The sequence below is a fragment of the Xylanibacter brevis P6B11 genome (genome assembly GCF_000621825.1).
Taxonomy (GTDB): domain Bacteria; phylum Bacteroidota; class Bacteroidia; order Bacteroidales; family Bacteroidaceae; genus Prevotella; species Prevotella brevis.
The window spans coordinates 371852-388385 of the sequence record NZ_KK211352.1; the positions used below are offsets into that span (position 1 = coordinate 371852).

8 protein-coding genes are annotated in these 16534 nt (G+C 50.9%); all 8 read right to left on the bottom strand.

The annotated features are described in order from the left end of the window. Window positions 1-10: 10 nt before the first annotated feature. Window positions 11-3097: a SusC/RagA family TonB-linked outer membrane protein gene (locus T496_RS0111145; protein ID WP_027450822.1), complete on the bottom strand. Its 3087-nt coding sequence runs from the start codon at window positions 3095-3097 to the stop codon at window positions 11-13. 3 nt (window positions 3098-3100) lie between these two features. After that, window positions 3101-4873: a RagB/SusD family nutrient uptake outer membrane protein gene (locus T496_RS0111150; RefSeq protein ID WP_044111147.1), complete on the bottom strand. Its 1773-nt coding sequence runs from the start codon at window positions 4871-4873 to the stop codon at window positions 3101-3103. A 14-nt stretch (window positions 4874-4887) separates the two neighbouring features. Continuing rightward, window positions 4888-7731, bottom strand: a complete 2844-nt coding sequence (locus tag T496_RS0111155; RefSeq protein ID WP_027450824.1) for a SusC/RagA family TonB-linked outer membrane protein — start codon at window positions 7729-7731, stop codon at window positions 4888-4890. 20 nt (window positions 7732-7751) lie between these two features. Next, the gene (locus T496_RS14080) at window positions 7752-8834 is read right to left on the bottom strand and encodes a DUF4961 domain-containing protein (protein WP_044111148.1); all 1083 of its coding nucleotides are present in this window, start codon (window positions 8832-8834) and stop codon (window positions 7752-7754) included. Between the two features lie 9 nt (window positions 8835-8843). Continuing rightward, window positions 8844-9296 carry a DUF5004 domain-containing protein gene (locus tag T496_RS0111165; RefSeq protein ID WP_027450825.1) on the bottom strand — a complete coding sequence of 151 codons (453 nt, stop codon included), beginning with the start codon at window positions 9294-9296 and terminating at the stop codon, window positions 8844-8846. Window positions 9297-9324: 28 nt separating this feature from the next. Beyond that, a complete protein-coding gene (locus T496_RS0111170) occupies window positions 9325-11196 on the bottom strand; it encodes a RagB/SusD family nutrient uptake outer membrane protein (protein ID WP_027450826.1) in 1872 nt (623 codons plus the stop codon). 98 nt (window positions 11197-11294) lie between these two features. Next, window positions 11295-13832, bottom strand: coding sequence for a family 78 glycoside hydrolase catalytic domain (locus T496_RS14085; protein WP_044111149.1), 2538 nt, complete (start codon window positions 13830-13832; stop codon window positions 11295-11297). After that, entirely contained in the window at window positions 13829-16531 is a 2703-nt protein-coding gene (locus T496_RS0111180; RefSeq protein WP_044111151.1) for a glycoside hydrolase family 2 protein, read from the bottom strand. Before T496_RS0111180 ends, T496_RS14085 begins: the two co-directional genes overlap by 4 nt. Window positions 16532-16534 lie beyond the last annotated feature (3 nt).

The window sequence follows — 16534 nt, forward strand, 5'->3', positions numbered from 1 at the left end:
TCTAATGGAATCAGAACGACATAGACACACCGAAGTTCAGCACGCGCTGGTTCATGTAAGCATCACCAGCAGAGTTGGTCTGAATCTCGGGATCCTGCTGATACTTGTCGTAGCTGGTCCAGGTGAAGAGGTTATAGGCATTCATATACAGACGCAGCGAACTGAGGAAGTTGGGGGTCCACTTACGTGGCATATCATAGCTCAGGTCGATGGTCTTCAGACGGACATACCAAGCATCGATCAACCAGAAGTCAGACATATAAGCCGAAGCACTGTTGATGGTTGCGGGGTTGCTGGTCAGACGTGGGAACTCGATGCTCTCGCCATTCAGGTAGCGCTCCAATGTCCAACGCTTCTGGTGCAAGGGCTGGAACTGACTCTTGAAAGGTTCGATACCAGTACCTACAACACTGAAACTGTAGTTGAATGAGCCTTGGAACAGCACACTCAGGGTCAGACCCTTCCACGAGCCGCCGATGGTATAACCCAACGTGGTGTTAGGCAGGTTGGGCAGTCCGATGGCACTCTTGTCATAGTCGTTGATGACGCCATCTTCATTCAGATCCTTATACTTCAGGTCGCCTGCCTGCACAGGGATGTCGGTGTTGGGCACGGCAGGAGCACCCTCAGCTCCGGCCTGTATGAGCGCGATATCCTCGGGGGTGTAGTAGCCAATCCACGTATAACCGAACTGCTGTCCGATGCTGTGGCCCGTCTGTGCCAACCAGGCATATCTTTGCTGAGCCTCAGCCATGTATTCAATCTTGTTCTTAGCATAAGAGAACACCAGGTTGGTGTTGAAGCTGAAGTCGCCCCAGTGGTTGCGATAGCCAATCTGACCGTCGAAGCCCTGGTTGGTGGTACGAGCCACATTGATGGGCGAGGTACCAATACCCAGCATCAGGGGGATATCATTGCGGTAAACGAGCTGGTCGTAACGCTTGTCGTAGAAGTAGTCGAGCGTGATAGACACACTGTTCCACAGGTTGATGTCAAGACCGAGGTCGAACTTCTTGGCCTTTTCCCATGTCACGCGGTCATTGCCAAGAGCACCTTCGCGATAGCCCTGGAACCACTCTTCCTCGTACTCGGCAAACTGGTAGCTGTTGCCCTTTTCATAAACCTGGTTATAGAGGTAACGGTTGCCCATGGCCACGTCGGAACCTACGAGACCATAGCTGGTACGGATCTTCAGCAGTTCGACACCTTTCACATGGTCGCGGAACCAAGGCTCCTCAGAGATGGCCCAACCGGCACCGACAGCGGGGAACCAGCCGAAACGATGGTCTTCCTGGAAACGATCAGAACCATTGTATGCCACGTTGAAATCGAACAGATAGCGGTTCTTGTACTTATAGCTCAGCTTGAGCGTAGAACCCATGAACTTCTCGGGCACCTTAGGCTGTCCGACGAAAGCGGGAGTATTCAGTTCGGTGGTAGTGCTCTCGCGGTTGTAGAACAGCATACCCTCCACATCGTGAGCCTCGTTGAACACACGGTGGTAGTTGAGCGAGGCCATGAGGTTCATATCCTTAATGGCAGTACGAGGCTCAACGGTGATGGCAGGCACGCCCTTGGTGAACACATTGTCGGGGTTAATGGTGTAGGTGCCATTGGCTGAGTTGTAGTGCCATGTGGGGTACTCGCCACGCCATGCTGAACGGGCATTTTCGTCGATGGTAGAATAGGCCAGACGCACATTAGACGACAGTCCCTTGGTCAGGAAGTCCATGTTCCAAGTTGCCTGATAGAGCAGGTTGTTGTCATTACGACGTGAACGCACATAACCCTCGTTAGCCAGGCGGGCATTCAGTGTGGGGCGACGTGAGTCGGTGTCATAGAGATAGGTATAAGTACCGTTGGGGTTCATGACGGGAGCCGAATAGGGATGCATGGCCGAGAAGTTGTAGATCTCGCCCGTGGCATTGATGCCTCGTGGCTCGTTGATGTTCATGAAACGAGAGGTGATGTCCAGGCGCATGGTGAGATTCTTGCTGACCTGGAAGTCGAGGTTAGAACGGAAGTTGAAACGACGATAGCGATAGTTACTGTTCAGATCATCGCCAGAGTCGAAGTCGCGCACCAGACCATTCTGTCCGAAATAGCCAACAGACACGAAATACTTCAGACGCTCGGAACCACCAGACACATCGACATTGACGTTAGACTGCTGGGCAGACTTCTTGAAAATCTCATCATACCAGTTGACATCAGGATGACCGTAGGGGTCATCGCCCGTGCGGAAGTGCTCGATATCGGCATCTGTGAAACGAGGAGTCAAACCATCATTGGCACGAGCCTCGTTGACGAGCTGAGCAGTCTCGTAGCTACCCAGGAAGTTGGGCGTACGTACCGGCATCTGAACACCCGTCTCCATACGCACATTGATCTTGGGCACACCGCTCTCACCACGACGGGTTCTAACCACAAGTACGCCATTGGCACCCTTGATACCATAGACAGCTGTCGTAGAAGCATCCTTCAGGATAGAGATGCTCTCAATCTCGTTTACGTTGATTTGCGACAACTGGTCGTATGTATATTCCACATCATCGACAATGATAAGAGGCTTGTTGCCATCGCTGTTGAGCGAGCTGACACCACGGATGAAGAAGTCACTGGCATCCTTACCAGGCTGACCGCTTCGCTGTTGTGAGAAGAAACCAGGCAGCTTACCGGCAAGCGCGTTCTGCACGCTGCTGACAGGCACCTTCTGAAGTTCCTTACCATTGATAGCGCTGACAGCACCGGTCAGTGTGATACGCTTCGCCTGGCCATAGCCCACAACCACCACTTCGTTGAGCAGACTATTGTCAGCCTGCATCACGACATCGAGTCTGGGCCCCTTTACCACGGCCGAGTACTGGCGGAAGCCCACATAGGTGAATGTGAGTTTTTCGCCCTTGTTGACCGTGAGCGTATAAGCACCGTCTATATCGGTGGCAGTACCTTTGCCCGAAGTACCAGCCTTGACAGTGACGCCAATCATCGGTTCACCATCATCTTCTGAGGTAACAACACCGCTCACCGTGATCGACTGGGCTGAGATGAGCATGCATGTAAACAGACACGCAAAGATAAATATGAGTCGTTTCATAACTTATTTCCAATTGGGGTTCTGAACCATGTTCCTATTCTTATTGACTTCACTGAAGGGGATGGGATAGAGATAGTTGCGAGTGGTGAAGTTGACATTCAACACATCCACACGGCTGTAGGTGGTAGTACCCGAGCTCTGAACAATCTGCATACCCTGCAAAGGCTTGGCAAAGACCTGCTCTGCGATTCGCCAGCGACGGATGTCATAGTAGCGCTGCTCCTCGAAAGCCATCTCGATACGGCGCTCGTTACGAATCACCTGGCGCATCTCATCCTGCGTCATGTCGTTCTTCAGACCATAGCTGTAGCCAGCCTCTGTTCCTTTCTTGATACCAGCACGCTTGCGCAGGAGATAGAGTGCATTATAAACCTCGGAAGTAGGTCCTACCGACTCATTCTCAGCCTCAGCAAAGTTTAGCAGGATCTCCGCATAGCGGAACATGACCCATACATGGATGACAGAAGAATACTCGCTGGCCGTCTGGAACTTACCCATGAACTTGCACATGTAATAGCTGGTGAGCGAATAGTCACTGCCATTCGCAGGGTTATGCGTACCACCCTGCCATGTGGCCAACTGAGTGCCTAACCACTGTGAGCCGTTGTGAAGAACAGTCATGTCCAAGCGTGGATCACGATTGGAATAGGGATCAGCATCAGAATAAGCATAGGCAGGACTGTCACCAGGCATACGACCATCGGCCATGGGGAACGCATCGACCAGGTTCTGGGTAGGACACGTACGGCCGTTACCCATACGACTGCCACTGAATCCGAGTGGACCATTATATACCTCAACACTGGTATTGTTTCCACCCTGGCGGAAGAAGATCAGTTCTGGATTTCCACCATAGTCGTAGAACTTCAGGAAGACATCACGCATATCCTCTGTCAGTGTGAGGCTGTCCTTACCCTTATGTCCCTCGCCCTCGATCAGGTCACGGGCTGCATCGGCAGCACGCTTCCAGCGTGCAGGGTCATAGGATGCGTAGCCCACCAGTTCGTTGCCACTCTCCAGTGTGTTTCCATTGAACAACGGAGAGGCCGCATAGAGCAGCACGCGCGATTTCAAAGCCTGACAAGCCTGCTTGGTGGGTGCATGGCCAAACTCAGCCACATTGCTCATGGTACCTACAGAACGGAGAGAGTCCTGGATATCGTCGAGTTCGGTGACGATATAGTCAACACACTCGGCAAAAGTGTTACGAGGCAGTTCCACATCATCATTGAGCGTAAACACACGATCGCCAATGATAGGCACACCACCATAGCGGCGCAACAGCTGGAAGTAGAACCAGGCACGCAGGAAACGAGCCTCGGCCTTGAAGGTAACGCCCAACGGACGAACCTGCCCGAGCGCATTCGTATAAGTGGCACGATAAGGCACCTTGTCGATGCCCGAGAGTAATATGTTCACTTTACGGATACCGGTGTAATACTGTCCCCAGCGCATGTCGCCGCCCACACCGTTACTGGCCGTGTAACGACCAGTGGCGAGACGCAGCACATCGGGCTCGCCATCCATATCAATGCTGATGGCATCGTCAGAGGCAGCATCCAGATAGTCGCCGCCCACACGGTTGTGGCCATTCTCCATGATATCATAGATGGTGTTCAGGTACTGACGTGCCTGCTTACCCAACGAGTCGGTGGTAGAAAACAGATAATCGTAGGTGAACTCATCAGCAGGAAGCGGCTCATAGCCATCCATACAGGACGTGAGCGTCATGATAGACCCTGCAAATATTAAGATATAATATTTAATTGCTTTCATTGAACTGTCTGAGTTTAGAAGTTGAGATTGATACCTGTAAAGAAGCAGCGCTGCAAGGGTGAAGAAGTGAAAGACACCTCGGGGTCAACCAAATCGCAGGCAGAGAAAGTGAGCGCGTTCTGTGCGTTGACGAACACCTTGACACCCACCCCTCCCAGATGCTTACGACAGAGATTTTCGGGCAGATTATAAGCTAACTGCACATTCTTAAGACGGATGAAGTTGCCATTATGCATCCAGAGTGATGATCCATAATAACCACCGTAGTTATAGGTGTTGCCACCAGCCGAGAGACGTGGGTAAGTAGCTGTTTCGGCTGTCTCTGGTGTCCAACGTCCAAGGATGTTCTGGTAAGCCTGTCCGTAGGTGTTACCAATGCTCTGGAATCCCTCAACGAGGGTGCGGTCGTCCACATAGAGGTCACGGTTGTAAACGCCCTGCCAAAGCATAGAGAACTCGAAGCCACGGTATTTCAGTCCCATGTCGAGACCGAAATACTGCAGAGGTTTGTCACCTCCAATGACGGTACGGTCGTATTCATCAATGACATTATCACCATTCAAATCAGCATACTTCACATCACCGGGCTGTACCTCAACACCCTGCATGACAGGATAGCCATCGGCAATATCGGCAGCCGTCAGGAAACCTAAAGCCTGCAAGCCATAGACCACACCGAGGGGGCGGCCAGTCTGGCGCAGATAGTTGAAAGGCTGCTCCTGTTCGTCCATGAACAGCAACTTGGTATATTCGATACTCCAGTTGGGTGCCACATAATAAGAGACCGGACCAATATGGTCATTCCAACTCAGGCTAACATCAAAGCCTGAACGGCGTGAGCGGCCGATATTCTCGGTAGGATAGTTTGCGCCAATCAGTTCGATGCTCTTACCACGTGTCTGCAACAGGTCGAGGTACTTGTCATAGTAGAACTCTGCTGTGGCCGACAGTTTTCCATCGAACAAGACACCGTCCACACCAATGTTCAGTTTGTGTGCCTTCTCGTAGGTGATGAAAGGATTGGCCATGGGCATGGTCTCACTGGTAAAGATACCGCCGTTGGTACCCATGGATGTTCCCTGAGGATAAGCCGCCGTGGCATTCTGTGAGAAGCGCTGACGATACTGGTAGTAACCAGAGTTGTCGATGCCGTTGCCGGTATGTCCATAGGTGGCACGCAACTTCAGTTCCTGAAGCCAAGTGGAGGTGGACTGCATGAAGTTCTCGCGAGTGATATTCCATGCACCACCCACAGCGAAGAAGCTGCCCCAGCGATTGTCGGGTGCATAGCGGTTGAAATAGCTCTGCGTGGCAGCTGCCTCCAAGAAGTAACGCTTATCATAGTCGTAGCGGATACTCTCCATGATGTCTGATGGAATCATAGGTAGGTCATACTGTACCACCTCATGGCGGGTATCACCCATGGCGCCCAGCGTCAGATGATGCAGACCGAACTGGCGGGTATAGTCGAGTGACAAACGTCCGTAGAGGTTCTGATAGGTTGACACAGCGGTGAAGCTGTTGCCCTGTGATACCGAGTTACCATAGCGAAGATAGGTGGGAACACCGTCAACAAGAGAATAGCTGTAAACAGGGTTCTGCTTGGTACGCACGATGGCCGTACGTGTCTGGTGTGCCACACTTCCTGTAAAGGTAGCAGAGAGTCCGCGTACAAGCTTATCGAAGTCGTACTTCAACGAGAGCGTAGCCATGATGTCACGCATGTTATCATTGATATAGCCAGACTCCCATGCCTGTGATGCGAGGTTGTTGGTAAAGGCGATGGTGCCGCCCCAGCTTCCATCGGGGTTATGCACAGGATAAGCATTGTTTGGCGTACGCCATATGTTCAGCAACAAGTCACTATAGCCAGAACCAGAACCACCAGGCTGATTACCTTCGATGACACGGCCTATGGCAGTCATCGTGGCAGTGAAGTCCTCAGTGATGTTAACATTGATCTTCGACGAGATCATATATCTGTTCACATCGAAGTTGGTGTTATAGCCATTGTCACTGTTGGTCTTAAACAGGCCTTCCTCGCCGGTATAGCCTAACGACACGAAGAACTGTGCCACCTTGCCGCCACCAGTCACATTCAGGTTGTAAGACTGTGAGAGGGCGTTCTTCTTCATCAACTCATCATACCAGTTGACATCGGGATGAGTGAATGGTGAAGTCTGGTGCCTATAGGCATCACGGTCTTGCGCGTTATAGATGGGCGAACGACCATCGTTCTGCAGAGCCTCGTTCAGCAGATAAGCATACTGACTGGCAGAAAGAGGCTTCTGGTCCTTGACGTTGCTATGGATTCCCCACTTGGCCGTGAAACCGAAATGCAAACGGTCGTGCGTAGGCATCTTAGTGGTGATGACCAGTGCGCCACGTGAGCTCTTCATGCCAAGGAACATGGATGACAGGGCATCGCGCTTGATGGTGACACTCTCGATAGCTTCAGGATCGAGCGACACCATGTCGCGCTCAATACCATCAACGATGATGACAGGTGCCAACCCACGACTGGATATCAAGAAACGGGTGTTGTCGCCATAGGGAAGCTGACCGTAAGAGGCAGGACGATAGCCGATGAGGTCAGCGGAAGTGTTCACCGAGATGCGAGGCAGGTCGCTACCACGGTATTGGCTGATGTTCAAACCAGCGATGCGTCCCTGTAACGAGGTCAATATATCTGTGGAGAGATACTTCTCCATATCTTTTCCGCTTACCGAAGGAGCCGAAGCCGAAACAAAATCGACGGTTGTCGAGTCGCCTCGCTGAGCAGCCGACTGGCCATAGGCTTTAGAGCAAATAGCAGCCAGAGCGATAAGCATGAGTGTTGTTCGGGATATTGCTTTCATTGTGTTATTGGTATTGGTTGTTATTCACATTCAAGCTTTAGGTTGAAGGGGGTGTCGTCACCATCAGATGCGCCAAGCTGAACTTTATCGTCAGTTGACTGATTGACGATGGCAGAACCATCGGCATTGCTGAAATAGTAGTCGATGTGGTCGATGATCTCGTCAGTAGGCACGTTAAAGAAACCTGCTGGCCAGATGGTCAGACTAAACGAGCGGCCTAAGTTTGACTGTCTGCGCATCAAGGTCTGCGCACCGATGGCAGGGGCATCATATGTCTTTCCACTGACGGTCACGGCCTTGCCCTGCAGATAGATTTCGTCGGTAGCAGCCAAAGGATTGGAAGACACAGAAGGATCAACATCGGCCTGATAGCTGATGGTCACATAATCATTCTGCAGAGCCGTCAATGGTGATAAACGGTTGAAATGACGGTTACAGAAGTCGATCGTCATACCTTTTCCGCCTGTCACCTCGAAACAGTCGTTAGCGAAAACCACTTTTCTATGATCGGTACCACCACTGAAACCATCGTCGGTATGGTTGATGAAGAAACCAAGCTTACACTTCAGATTACGCTGTCCTGCACGGGTACGTACGAAGATATAAAAAGGTTTGTCTTCGTTGTTGCGCACAACCCATGTCTTGTCTGTCTGAAAGACTATCCACTCCATATCGTCAAGCACGTTAGGCCCAACGCCATAGTCACTGGTCAAGCACTGTGCCCAGGTGCGGCCCTCACCATTCTTTGGCAACTGCGACTCAGGAATAACCGACATGGGCAATTCCTCTTCAGGGTCATCATGATAGCCTGTCTTATAGGTCACCTTTGCCTGATGCGCCACATCCCAGTCTTTGGGAGCCAACATAGCAAAAACAAGCTTCGAAGTGACGCCATTATTATCGGTAGTACGAGGTTCCAAGTGTCCCACGACAGAGAAAGTCATAGGACTGCCCGCCTTGACAGAATTGAGCTGACGACCTTCCTCGTCGGTCTGCATGATGTCGTACCTGTCGATGAAGACACAGTCAGCAGCAGACAAAGCCACAGCGGTAGCTAGGATAAAAACATATGTGATATGTTTGAAGAACATCTTCTTTTTCATAGTCTATTGTCATTTATCTGTTCGTTCAAGGGTGTAAGTATAAACATTGCTGGCACATCCAGGCGAGAGGGTGATGAGCAACGAGCGCTGACCATTAACAACAGGGAAGTTGAAGTTAACATCGACACTGCTGGCAGCTCCATCCTCGAGGAATGACAACTGGAAGGGATAGAGAGGGTCGTCGGTATGCCACGTGCCATCCTTCTCAACAACGAATGGCAAGTAGTTTTCAATATGGTAACGACCGTCGTCACCCATATGCAGTTCAAACTTGCTAAAGTCCATGTCGGCAGTGATGTCGATATTATTGCGGGTCACAGACTTCAGTTTCCACACCCCACCGAAACTCTTTACCGCCTCAGCGACATCATAAGGGTTTGAGTCGTCACTGAACTGCGAACAGCCCGTCAGCGCCAAAGCCATCAGTAGGACACTACCTGTTTTCTTAATTATATTTTTCATACGGAATCGTATTCTGTTAATTGACTAATTATTCTGAAACCATCTCATCATAGTAAGGGTTCTGAATGAGTTCTGGCGACTTTACAGTCTCAGCATAGGGAATAGGCCAGAAATACATGGCACGACGGAAGATGTGTGGACGCACATCAAACTCACGGGGCTCATAGGAAACCTTGCCCGTTTCCTCGTCAACGACACGTGTAATCTCTATACCATGCATCAGCTGATTCTCGGTCTGCTCGGCAATCATCCAACGACGTACGTCAAAGAAGCGGAAGCCCTCAAATGCCAGCTCAATGCGGCGCTCCAGCTGGATGGCCTCGCGCATCTCCTGTTGCGTCATGCCAACTTTCAGTCCGTACATGCCATCGGCTCCAGCGTCAATACCTGCACGACGACGAATAAGCTTCAACACTTCCAGTGGTCCATAAGTATTGCCATCGGCCAATGTTTCCTGGAAGTCAGGACCTTTCCACTCGTTGGCAGCCTCGGCATAGTCGAGCATCACCTCTGCAAAACGAATCAGCGGACGTGACTGAGGTGGCTCAATCCACCAGTTGCCCGATGCGGCACGTGGCAACATCTTACGCGTGTACAAACCGGTAGGTGTTCCCGAGTGGACAGCGTCTGACGTAGAATTCTCGCCCTGGTATGTATAAACGGGATATTTGTAATCCTGCTGGTTGCAGATACGACTACCATTATATATGATAGAGATGTCAAAACGCGGATCGCGATTCTGAGCCGGCTGCAAAGGATTGTAGGTATAGGCACTCTCACCAATGGGCTTACCGTCTATCATGGGGAAACACTTGGCAAGGTCATAGTAAGCATAGCCAGCACCACCATTGCCGCCGCATGATGGTGGGTCCAGCAACTGACAGGTTGTGATCTTGAGAGGCATCTTCTTCATCAGGATGATCTCCTGGTAAGAAGCATAGGGATAGGTGAATGTGCCGCGAGATGTATTGTCAGAAGTGACATTGACAAACTCGGCAGGCGACTGTACGGCATAAAAGCCCCAGCCGGGTTCAGGACCATCGTCTGGGAACTTATGACGGGTATGACACTCGAACAAGCGATAATCGCCCTGCATCTGCATACAACGTTTGGCAGCCTCGTAGGCACGACCCCAACGCTGAGGGTCTTTGTCAGCATAGCCTAACAGCAACTTCGTCTTGTCGGTGCCGAAGCCACTACCATTATGCAGGGGACTGGCAGCATCGAGCGTCACACGCATGATGAGAGCCAGACAGGCAGCTTGGCTGATGCGACCATTACTACGACCTGCGTTACGTGGGCGCAACACATTGTCATTGACGATGGCGTTACACTCACTGATGATATACTCTACGCAAGTCTCGTAGCTCTGTCGCGTGGCGTCAATCTTCTCGTTGGCACCATATATCTTGTCATAAACGATGGGCACACCGCCATAGTGGCGCAACAAGATATAGTAATACCATGCACGCAGGAAACGTGCCTCGGCCTTATACTGCAAAAGTGTTGCAGCAGCGATAGGAGCACGATCGGCAAGTTGCAAGAACTTGTTGCAGCGACGGATGTTGGCATAACACTTACCCCATACATCATTGGTCACAATGATTGGGTTGACGGTGCCTGTAGCGAAGGCCACACCCGACGAGATTGTTGAAGACGCACGTGCCTCCGACTCGTCGGTTGCTACTTGTAGTCCACCATTACCGAAACGATCCAAATCGGTATCAAAGCCTATGTCGGCATAGATCTCCGTCAGAAATCCAGTCGCATAAGCACTGTCGGCAAAGACACTCTCTTCGTCCAAATCAGTTGTAGCCGTCTGATCCAGGAAACTGTCGTTGCACGAGACTATGCCAAGTATCCCCAGCAATAGTACAAAAAGATTTCCTTTTGCTTTCATTACTTACATTTATAGTTTTCTTAGTTAATTGGTTTTACGAATCAAAGAGATTACATTAACATCACGATTAAGTTGCCGCCAACCACTAGGTCACCACGTTAATACTTGTTAAAACGCCATACTCCACTGCCAATAGTATGCTTCTTGTCTCCCCATATCACATCGGCCGTAACGCCGACGGGCAACTCCACGCGCAGTGTTTTCTTTTTCCATCTTACCGAGACATCACCATATGGTGTGGGCACTCTTGCCTGAACCCAACTGACACCTTCTGTCTGCTGCGGTCGAATGGTGATGTGGCGATAGCCTGGCTGCTGCGTGTCTATGGTGATGCCTGCCAAGGCCTGATAGAACCAAGTGCCTATACCGTTATAGCAGTTATGCACCCTGCTTCGTTCACCATTCCAATATTCCCAGGTAGTGGTGGCACCGTTGTTAATCATATGCAGATAACCTGGATAATCCGGTTGCCTGAGAATGGTGGCCATGAGGTCTGACTGCTGGTTGCGAACAGCCCACTCGGTGAAAACAGGTACACCGAAAAGACCAGCAGCAATATGTGCGTTGTATTTCTGATAAGAGTCTGCTATAAGCTGACTTTTCACCTTGTCATAGAGTGAGTCAGGAACAATGCCAGCCAACATAGCATAGCACATGTCGAGAGGAGTGCCGTTGGCATAGGTATGTGTTTCTGCATGGTAGAAAGAGTTGTGGATACGCTTGTTCAGACGCTCACGCTTAGCAGCAAAAAGACGGGCTTCGCCAGGCTTTTTCAGCCATCGAGCCATCTCTGCCATATTACCAAGACAGTCACTGATAAAGCAATTGTTGGCATGAATCACAGATTCTCCACCCACATCAACACCATCTGGTGCCAACCAGTCACCAAGAAACCACACACGGTTCTGGGTGTCTGGCCAAGGCTGCAACAGTCCGTCAACCATATACTTCTCGACATACGACATCCATCGCTTCATCAAGGGGTAGTAGCGTTCTACAAATCGTATGTCGCCATAGTTCAGATAAGAGCGCCAAGGAGCTTTCACCATGAAGCCGCACCAGTAGGGACCGCCACCACCGCCACCAGCTGGTGCCACATGCGGCAAAGAACCGTCCTCTTCCATCACGTCTTCCCATGCCGAGAGCCAGTTCATGTAGGTTGGCGCCACGTTATACATCGTCTGCAACGTCATGGTTGAGGAATTGCCGTCGCCACCATAGCCCATGCGCTCCAAATGCGGACAGTCCACCATATAGCCCGACATGGTGAGGCACTGCATCGTGTAGTGAATCATGTTGTGAACGGCATTAAGGCGCTGGTCAGAACAAGCAAACACCGACACCTCGCTGCCCTCTTTCGGTAAAGCACTAATCTGCAGTGCCTCTATGCGCTTCACCTGCTGCGTACTGACCTTCACATAGCGGAAGGCATGAAGATGAAACTTATTCTCGAAATGCTCTATCTGCGTGCTGCCCGATGCAACATACACATCGCCATTATCACTATTCGCCTGCTTGGTGAAGGAAGCGCCGCGGGGGATGTAGTCGGTATAGTCAATCTGCACCTCTTCCTTGTGCTTCAAATGTTCAAAATCCACCGTGAGCCATCCCGTTATCACACGTCCGAAGTCTATCAGAAGAGAGCCGTCAGCCAGACGACTAATGGTCTTAGGCAGCAGTCTGTCAGTTATCTCATTACCCTCGAAGAGCTGTGGTGTGGCACGCATGTTTCCCACATTGAATACCGTTGCCTGGCTCCATGTGTCAACAACATTAGCATCATAACGCTCCCCGCCAAACTGCAGAGGAAACCAACTGCCAGTATAGCTATAGGGCGATGCCGTTGCCTGCCAAGAGCCATTGGTCTGCAGCAGCGTCTGCCAATGGTCATTGTTCAACTGCGACACCTCTGCCTTCACCAGCGGACCTTCGAATGACGTATGGAAAGTGATGGCTCTGTTCCACCCTTGTCCCATCCACAGCATCATCTCGTTGTTGCCTTTATGCAGATAAGGCGTGATATCGTAGGTCACCACCAGCGAGTGCCTGTCCAATTGCGACATGGCCGGCTGAAGAACCTGACGACCTACCCGCTGACCGTTCACATAAAGCTCATGGTAACCTAAAGAGTTGACATGGGCAAAAACAGGTCTTTCCACATCGTTAACGACAAAAGCGCTTCTTACCTTACACGTAGGCGCTATCTGTTGACCCGACGCAGCTGTGACATATTGTCCTTTCATGCCATCAAGAGCACCAACAGCAAAACGTGCTATACGACTCCAAGAAGAGCAACGCCCTTTCTCATCCCATGTGCGTACACGCCAGTAGCAGAGCTGTCGCGGCTGTAAGACTGGTCCCCCATAGGCCACCATCACCTGGTTGGCCGATTCCATACGACCACTTTTCCACAAGAGAAGTTGCCCTTTACTCAGAGCAAAGCTATCCTTTGCCACCTCTATTTCGTAGGCTGTCTGTCGCTGTCCTCGGTGTGTCAGTGTGTTTTGCCAACTGAAGTGCGGCGTTGTAGTGTCGATACCGAGAGGATCTTTCAATCCTTCGCAGCGCAGTTCTATGACGTCGGCAGCAGCAACCTGTGTCATAAAGACTGCAAATAATAATAGATAGTTTTTCATTGTTTGTTTTTGTATTTCACCTTAGCGCACACGCGCTCCTTTTGATTAAATTGTTTCAGTAGAATATTCAGTCCGTCGGTCATCTTCTCGTTGGGTACCTCTACACGCAGTGTGCGCTGCTCCCCAGGCATCAACGTCACATAGCCGTCGCTCATAATGGCAGGCAGCACACGCTCACCGGTCTTGCTGTTCACCACGCGTAACCGGTTAGCAAAAGCCACCGACTTACCAGTGTTGGTAAGTGTGATGTTGAATGCGGCATATCCCGACCTCTCCGTCACCACGGGCTGATCCGCAACGACCTTCAGCTTTGCCTCAGGCAGTGTGAGAAGAGCACGATAGTCAAGCTCCTTCTCCCCATTACGCCAATAGAAGTTACGAGATAGCACCTGCCCCTGACTGGTCATTTCCAATTGAATGAAGTGCAGAGGCGAGAGCCCTTCATCAGCGAAGTCCAGCACAAAAGCCTCCTTGATGTTAGAAGCCTCAACAAGAGGCACACTCCTGGTGGTAGTCAATGCCGTCACTTCACGTCCGTTGATATCATAGATACGTGCCGTGACCACCACATCCCGCAATGGCTGACTCGAAGCGTTTATCACCTTCACGCTGTTTGTCAGACAGTTCCACTGCACATGAAGAGGTTCGCATGCCTGCTTTGCCCCCCAGTAGCAGCCCGTAGGGTCGTAATAGTAATCGTAGGTCTGCCACACGAACGACGGATAAGCGGGATGGCTCATCCAGATAAGAAGAGCCGAGGCATCATTCCACATTTTATCGTTCCAAGCCTCATACATACCCTTCATGTCCTCCAGGTTGATGAGCTGTGCTTTCTCGCAGAACTCCTCCAGGCTCTTTGATTCGCCATATCGTTCGTTGACCGACTTCTTATAGTCTATAGGTCCGCCGTTCCAAGCCTCCTTACCAAAGAAATGTTTGTTCCACACTGTTTCGTCGTCCTTTTCCAACTGCTCGTCAGTAGGCAACGGCCACCATTCCTTCTTCGGAATAAATTCACGCACCGACTCAAAAGTAGGGAATGTAGCCATACCAATCTCCGAGCGACAGCCATATCCATAATTGTTGCCGTAGGGATAGCTGGGCGTGTTGAACGCCAGATTGGAAGCCGACGTCTCGAAATGATGACGTGGCGGCATGTCTTTCCACCAGCCACTGCCCGACTTCGCATCCTGGTTTGAGCAGCTGGTATAAAGACGGTCATTCGCATCCTCTTCCATCACTATCATGCGCAGTGCCTGGTCAATATCAGCTACAGGATGTGTCTCGTTGGCTCCACACCAGAGGGCAATGCTGGGATGGTTGCGCAGTCGGCGCACCTTGTCGCGTGCATTTGTCTTAAAGGCATCATGCTCAGCCACATCATTCCATGCCACATAAAGCCAGAAGTCGTTCCACACCATGATACCATACTCGTCGCAATAGTCATAGAACTCATCATCCGTGACGCAGCCTGTCCACAGGCGAATCATGTTGTAGTTCATCTCTTTATGCAATCGGATAGGCGTTTCATATTGTTGTCCGTGCATGCGCAGCAGATACTCGCTCATGCCCCAGTTTCCGCCTTTCACAAAGACGCGCTGTCCATTGACATAGAAGGTCAGCACAGGCATATTGACCGCATTCTTCTCTATGCGATATTCATATTTCTTAATGCCAAAACGGATGGTACGCTGATCGGTCTGCTTGCCGTCAACAACGGTAGTCAGATGACAGGTATAGAGGTTGGGCTCACCATATCCGTTGGGCCACCACAACTTAGGCTTCTTAACAAGAAGAGCTTCCACATCGTTGCGGTCTATGTGGAGCGTACGCGTCTCACCACCACCCATCTCAATGCGCTTCTGAAAACGGATATTGCCTGGCTGAATAACACCTTCCATCACAACCGTCTTCTTCTCTGAAGAGACATTGCGCAGTTCGCTGGAAACGGTTATTTCCGCCTCATCCCACGAAGGAAGGAAAGAGCGCACCCAAGGATCGTCCATCACCACATCGCCCGTAATCTCTATACGTGCATTACCCGTGATACCAGCCAATCGTCCCGGCACATAAGGCATCCAGTCCCATCCGGCACCTGCCAGATAACTCGGACTGCAAGCCACGCCATAAGGTCCTTCTGCCTTGCGTGTTTTTTTCTGGTCAGCATCATAAATCAGCACAGCCACGGCATTCTTTCCCCTATTATTATAATAAGGAGTCACGTCAAAACGCGAACGAAGCATGTGTCCGCTGACGTCCTTGGTCGATTCCTCGGTGCCCGAGATTTTATGTCCATTAAAATAGAAGTCGGCATAACGGTTGGTGTTGTCGAAACAGAGCCAAACACGCTGCCCTTCCTGCAAAGAGAGCGCGTTGAACTCCGTACGATACCAATAGGGCTTACTGTATTTCGTCTCATCCACACGATAGATATTATCGGCAATGTCAGGGTTCTCCTCGCGACCTGCATTCACATAGTCCGCAAAGACGACACCTGGCACCGTGGCTACCACACCATCACGGAACGTAAAGCCAGCCTGCGACACGTCTTGTCCCTTGGCACTTACCTCGTCCTGCGGAGTGACGGTCCACACCACCTGCTTGTCGGCAGAATTCAGCGACATCATGCGCACTTGTGCTACTGCAGGAAGAGTCATCCCTATCGCACACACGAAAGCCAGTAAATCTTTCTTTCTCATCCT

Bases quoted from the DNA above. Each gene is read 5' to 3' on its own strand.
- T496_RS0111165 (WP_027450825.1), bottom strand. From the start codon at position 9,296: ATGAAAAATATAATTAAGAAAACAGGTAGTGTCCTACTGATGGCTTTG.
- T496_RS0111170 (WP_027450826.1), bottom strand. From the start codon at position 11,196: ATGAAAGCAAAAGGAAATCTTTTTGTACTATTGCTGGGGATACTTGGC.
- T496_RS14085 (WP_044111149.1), bottom strand. From the start codon at position 13,832: ATGAAAAACTATCTATTATTATTTGCAGTCTTTATGACACAGGTTGCT.
- T496_RS0111180 (WP_044111151.1), bottom strand. From the start codon at position 16,531: ATGAGAAAGAAAGATTTACTGGCTTTCGTGTGTGCGATAGGGATGACT.
- T496_RS0111145 (WP_027450822.1), bottom strand. From the start codon at position 3,097: ATGAAACGACTCATATTTATCTTTGCGTGTCTGTTTACATGCATGCTC.
- T496_RS14080 (WP_044111148.1), bottom strand. From the start codon at position 8,834: ATGAAAAAGAAGATGTTCTTCAAACATATCACATATGTTTTTATCCTA.
- T496_RS0111150 (WP_044111147.1), bottom strand. From the start codon at position 4,873: ATGAAAGCAATTAAATATTATATCTTAATATTTGCAGGGTCTATCATG.
- T496_RS0111155 (WP_027450824.1), bottom strand. From the start codon at position 7,731: ATGAAAGCAATATCCCGAACAACACTCATGCTTATCGCTCTGGCTGCT.